Annotated in this window: 7 protein-coding genes; all 7 read left to right on the top strand. The window is 63.7% G+C overall.

Annotation, left to right across the window (positions count from 1 at the left end; translation table 11 throughout):
- Positions 1-105 precede the first annotated feature (105 nt).
- The 7 genes from DWA01_RS00450 to DWA01_RS00420 all read left to right on the top strand — a co-directional run bounded on the left by DWA01_RS00450 (position 106) and on the right by DWA01_RS00420 (position 5,071).
- Positions 106-1,305: a phage portal protein gene (locus tag DWA01_RS00450; protein ID WP_114283667.1), complete on the top strand. Its 1,200-nt coding sequence runs from the start codon at positions 106-108 to the stop codon at positions 1,303-1,305.
- A gap of 1 nt (position 1,306) precedes the next feature.
- Entirely contained in the window at positions 1,307-1,915 is a 609-nt protein-coding gene (locus DWA01_RS00445; protein WP_114283668.1) for an HK97 family phage prohead protease, read from the top strand.
- Positions 1,908-3,113: a phage major capsid protein gene (locus tag DWA01_RS00440; protein WP_114283666.1), complete on the top strand. Its 1,206-nt coding sequence runs from the start codon at positions 1,908-1,910 to the stop codon at positions 3,111-3,113. Before DWA01_RS00445 ends, DWA01_RS00440 begins: the two co-directional genes overlap by 8 nt.
- A gap of 143 nt (positions 3,114-3,256) precedes the next feature.
- A complete protein-coding gene (locus DWA01_RS00435) occupies positions 3,257-3,886 on the top strand; it encodes a head-tail connector protein (RefSeq protein ID WP_114283665.1) in 630 nt (209 codons plus the stop codon).
- Positions 3,883-4,227 carry a head-tail adaptor protein gene (locus DWA01_RS00430; RefSeq protein ID WP_114283664.1) on the top strand — a complete coding sequence of 115 codons (345 nt, stop codon included), beginning with the start codon at positions 3,883-3,885 and terminating at the stop codon, positions 4,225-4,227. Before DWA01_RS00435 ends, DWA01_RS00430 begins: the two co-directional genes overlap by 4 nt.
- Complete coding sequence (locus tag DWA01_RS00425) at positions 4,224-4,634, top strand: DUF3168 domain-containing protein (protein WP_114283663.1); 411 nt, start codon at positions 4,224-4,226, stop codon at positions 4,632-4,634. The genes DWA01_RS00430 and DWA01_RS00425 overlap by 4 nt, the downstream gene beginning before the upstream one ends.
- 23 nt (positions 4,635-4,657) lie before the next feature.
- Positions 4,658-5,071 carry a phage major tail protein, TP901-1 family gene (locus DWA01_RS00420; protein WP_114283662.1) on the top strand — a complete coding sequence of 138 codons (414 nt, stop codon included), beginning with the start codon at positions 4,658-4,660 and terminating at the stop codon, positions 5,069-5,071.
- Positions 5,072-5,261 lie beyond the last annotated feature (190 nt).

Below are 5,261 nucleotides of genomic sequence, written 5' to 3'. Positions count from 1 at the left end.
CTGGGAGGCGATCGTTGATGCCTGTTGCGATGCCTGGAACCGCCTGGCCGCTGAAACCGGGCGCATCAAATCAATCGCAACGCGAAACTGGGCAACCACCGGTCAATGATTGGGCGGGTTGGTATTAGGGGACCGGAGGCGGTGAAAACCTCTGCCACCGGGCCGGTGGTCAGTTTTTCCGGCGCCGGGCGGGTGGCCTGGAGCGCGCGCGATACGGTGACGCTGACGCGGGTGGGATTTGCCGGCAATCCGGTGGGGTTTCGCTGTGTCAAACTGATCGCTGAGGCGGCGGCGGCGCTGCAATTGCAGCTGCAGGAAGAGGGCGTGCGCTATCAGCAACATCCGGTGCTGCGCCTGATGGCGCGGCCCAATCCGGCGCTGGCGCGGGCAGAACTGCTGGAGGCGCTCTATGGGCAGTTGTTGCTGTCTGGTGACGGTTATCTGGAGGCAGTTGGCGGCGGTTTTGATGCTGAAGCTGGCCCGGGGGAGTTGCCCGCCGAGCTGCATGTTCTGCGTTCGGACCGGATGCATCTGATCCCGGGGGCGGATGGCTGGCCGGTGGGATATGACTATATTGTCGGTGCGCGCAAACATCGGTTCACCCTGGGGGCCGGGGCGTCGCCGATCCTCCACATCAAATCGTTTCACCCGCAGGATGACCATTACGGGTTGTCGCCGATGCAGGCGGCGGCGTCGGCGGTGGATGTGCATAACGCGGCGTCACGCTGGTCCAAGGCGCTTTTGGACAATGCGGCACGTCCGAGTGGCGCCATCATCTATCGGGGGTCTGACGGCGCTGCCAGCCTGACGCCGGAACAGTATGACCGGTTGTTGGCGGAGATGGAGAGTCATCATCAGGGCGCGCGCAACGCCGGGCGGCCGATGTTGCTGGAGGGCGGGCTGGACTGGAAACCGATGGGATTTTCGCCCAGCGACATGGAGTTCCAAAAGACCAAGGATGCGGCGGCGCGGGAAATTGCGCTGGCCTTTGGGGTGCCGCCGATGCTGTTGGGCATTCCGGGCGATGCAACCTACGCCAACTACCAGGAGGCCAACCGGGCATTTTACCGGCTGACGGTGTTGCCGATGGTGAGCCGCGTGTCGGCGGCAATCGGTCATTGGCTGGCCAGCTATACCGGCGCGGCACTTGCGCTGGCACCGGATCTGGATCAGGTGCCGGCGCTGACCAGCGAGCGTGATCAGAAATGGGCGCGCATATCGGCGGCGGATTTCCTGTCGGATGTGGAAAAACGGGCGCTTCTGGGGCTGCCGGATCCGGATCAGGTAACGGGTGGAGTTGATTGAAATGTCAGAGAAAAATTACACCGATCTTGAATGGAAGTTCTGCGCCAGTGGCGGTGGAACGCTGATCTGCGACGGGTTGAATATTGAGGGGTACGCCAGCCTGTTCGGGCTGCGCGACAAGGGCGGCGATCTGGTGATGGCCGGGGCGTATAAACGCAGCCTGGCGGCGCTTACAGCCGCGGGTCAATCGGTAAAGATGCTGTGGCAGCATGATCCGGCACAGCCGATCGGGGTTTGGGATGAAGTCCGCGAGGACAGCCGTGGGTTGTTTGTGCGCGGCCGCATCCTGGCCGATGTGGCGCGGGGGCGTGAAGCGGCGGCGCTGGTCGCGGCGGGGGCGATTGACGGGTTGTCGATCGGTTACCGCACGCTGCGGGCGCAAAAGCATGCCGGCGGCGGACGGGCGCTGTGCGATCTGGAACTGTGGGAAGTGTCGCTGGTGACGTTTCCGATGCTGCAGCAGGCGCGGATTGGTGCCGGCACCGCGGTCAAGTCGGGCGCAGGTGCCGTGCAGGAGCTGGCGGCGATACTTGATCAGGGCTGTCAGGCGCTGCGTGCTGCCCGGCGGGATCAGAGCAAATTATCCAACAGAGGAGTGGCATATGAGTGAGGCAAAAAGCGCGGCGGTTGCAGCGGAGCAGAGCGGGGCGCCCACAGAAACAGATCTGTCGGGCCTGCAGCAAGTGATGGGTGATTTTGTCAGTGAAATCAAATCATTCAAAGGCGACATTACGGCTGAACTTCAACAACAAAAGGCGCGACTGACCATGATTGACCGCAAATCGACCCAGCTGGGCCGCCCGTCTCTTTCCACCGCTGCCGGCGTGGAGGCACCGCATCAGAAAGCCTTTGAAACCTATGTGCGCTCGGGCGATGAAGACGCGCTGCGCGGGCTGGATCTGGCTGGCAAAGCGATGAGCACCGCGGTGGCGGCGGACGGCGGTTATCTGGTGGATCCGCAGACAGCGGAAACGGTGCGCTCAGTGCTGCGCGCGACCGCCTCGCTGCGCCAGGTGGCCAATGTGGTGAATGTGGATGCAACCAGCTACGACGTGCTGGTGGACCACACTGATATCGGATCTGGCTGGGCCACGGAGGCCGGGCCGGCGGGCGAGACCGGCACCCCGGCGATCGACCGCATCTCCATCGCGTTGCACGAGCTGTCGGCGCTGCCCAAAGCGTCGCAGCGGCTGCTGGATGACAGTGCCTTTGATATTGAGGCCTGGCTGGCGGACCGGATCGCGGACAAGTTTGCCCGCTCCGAGGCGTCGGCCTTTATCAACGGCGACGGGGTGGACAAGCCGATGGGCATTCTGGCCCACACCCAGGTTGCGGACAGCGCCTGGGCCTGGGCGTCGCTGGGCTATATTGCCACCGGAACCGATGGTGGCTTTGACGCCACCAACCCGGCGGATGCGGTGGTGGATCTGGTCTATGCGCTGGGGGCACAATACCGGGCCAACGGCACTTTTGTGATGAATTCCAAGACCGCAGGTCAGGTGCGCAAGCAAAAAGACGGCGACGGGCGGTTCCTGTGGTCTGACGGGCTGGCGGCGGGAGAACCGGCGCTGCTGATGGGCTACCGGGTGCTGATTGCGGAGGACATGCCCGATATCGCTTCCGATGCGGCGGCGATTGCATTTGGTGATTTTGCTGCTGGTTATACGGTGGCGGAACGCCCTGACCTGCGTATTCTGCGCGATCCGTTCTCGGCGAAACCGCATGTGCTGTTTTATGCCACCAAACGGGTGGGCGGTGACGTGAGCGATTTTGCCGCGATCAAACTGCTGAAGTTCTCGGTCAGCTGATCGCGCATGCGCGGCCGCTCCCGTTGCGGGGGCGGCTTCGGATGGGTGCGTGTCTGACGACAGCCTGCGGCGCCTGGCTGGTCCCCTCGGTATTAGCTACGTGGGCGGTGCGCATCCCTGTCGGGAGTTAGCGGAGGTATTTCATGCTGTTAGTTGAGACATCTACGGTGCCGGTGGCGGCGCTGCCAATCACTGCGTTTAAAGATCATCTGCGTCTGGGCACCGGGTTTGCGGATGACGGGGTGCAGGACGCGGTGCTGGAGGCGGGGCTGCGTGCGGCGCTGGCTTTGATTGAGGCGCGCACCGGCAAGGCCATTTTACAGCGCGGCTTTGAGCTGCGGCTGAGCCGCTGGCGCAGCGCTGAGGCGCAGCTCTTGCCGGTGGGGCCTGTGGCGAATGTGAGCGCGGTGCAGATGGAGGATGCGGCTGGCGCCACCACGGTGGTGGACGCGGCGCTTTACCGTTTTGAGCGGGTGGCGCATGGGGCCTGGCTGATGGCCACCGGCACGCGGCTGCCCACGATTGCGAGCCAGAGCCAGGTGGTGATTGCGTTTGACGCCGGTTATGGCGCTTCCTGGAGCGATGTGCCGGCGGACATCGCCCAGGCCGCCTTCATGCTGGCGGCGTGGAATTATGAGCACCGTCATGGAGACACAGCGGGCACAGGGCAGATGCCGGGCGCGGTGGCGGCATTGATTGAGCGCCACCGCAATCTGCGCATCGGTGCTGACCCCGGACCGGGCGGTGGTCTGGGTGGCGGGTTCGGGACATGAAAACGAAGGTAGTGCATCTGAACCGCAAGCTGGTGCTGGAGCAGCGGCAGCGTGTCGCGGATGGTGCCGGCGGGTTTACCGAACTCTGGCAGCCGCTTGGCATGTTATGGGGAGCGATCCATGCCGGCGCCGGCCGGGCGCGGGCCGAGGACACTGTCAGCGTTTCATCGGTGCCCTATCGCATCACGGTGCGGGCCTCGGAGGAAGGCGCGGTTTCGCGGCCGCAACCAGATCAGCGGTTGCGGGAAGGCGGGCGCATTTTTTCCATCTATGCGGTGGCGGATCACCCGGAGAATGCACATTACTTGATCTGTCACACCCGTCAGGAGGTGGTCACATGAGCTATGGGGTTTCCGGTGCGTTGCAAAGCGCGCTGTTTCAGCTGCTGGTGGCAGATGCTGCGCTGGGGGCGCTGGTCTCGGGCCAGGTGTTTGACGCCGCACCTCCGGGGGTGGCACCGCCGATCTATGTCAGCCTGGGACCGGAAAAAGTCGTGGACCGCTCAGATCAGAGCAGCCAGGGCGCCACGCATGATTTCACCGTCAGCGTGGTCAGCGATTCGGCGGGATTTCTGGTGGCGAAAGAGGTGGCGGCGCGGGTGTCAGATCTGCTGAGCTCCGCGTCCCTGAGCCTGACACGTGGCGTGTTGGTGGCGCTGATGTTTCGCACTGCCAAAGCGCGGCGGGTGCAGCAGGGCGATGTGCGGCGCATTGATCTGATCTTTCGTGCGCTGGTGGAAGACGATTAATCACAGAGAATGGAGGGACGGATATGGTCGCCCAGAACGGTAAGGATCTTCTGATCAAGCTGGACATGAACGGAGCCGGTCAATTTGACACCATTGCGGGGCTGCGTGCCACGCGCATCTCTTTCAACGCCGAGAGTGTGGATGAGACCTCGATGGACAGCGCTGGCGGCTGGCGCGAGTTGCTGGCGGGGGCCGGGGTGAAGAGTGCCTCACTTTCCGGCTCGGGGGTGTTTCGCGATGAGACCACGGATGCGCGGGCGCGGCAGATTTTCTTCGACAGTGAAATTCCGGATTTTCAGGTGATTATCCCGGATTTTGGTGTGGTGGAAGGCGCGTTTCAGATCACCTCGATCGAATATGCCGGCTCCCACAATGGCGAAGCAAGTTATGAGCTGTCGATGGCCTCGGCCGGGGCGCTGAGCTTTGTGGCGCTGTGAGCGCTTTGAGCAAAGGCGGGGGCGCCGGCCGTGGGGATATCGGCGCTCTGGGAGGAGGCGCCGGGGTGAACGCTGGCGCGGGCGGGAATCTGAGCGTTCCGGACGGCGGTTCGGGAAGCGGCGGACGTGCGGGTGCCAGCGGTGGCGCTTGTGGCAATCCCTGGGCCGGCGAGGTGGTGTTGCAGATCAA

The sequence above is a fragment of the Candidatus Halocynthiibacter alkanivorans genome, from assembly GCF_003333265.1.
GTDB lineage: Bacteria > Pseudomonadota > Alphaproteobacteria > Rhodobacterales > Rhodobacteraceae > Halocyntiibacter_A > Halocyntiibacter_A alkanivorans.
The sequence above is the reverse complement of the archived record's forward strand: the minus strand, read 5'-3'. Positions and strand labels throughout refer to the sequence as shown.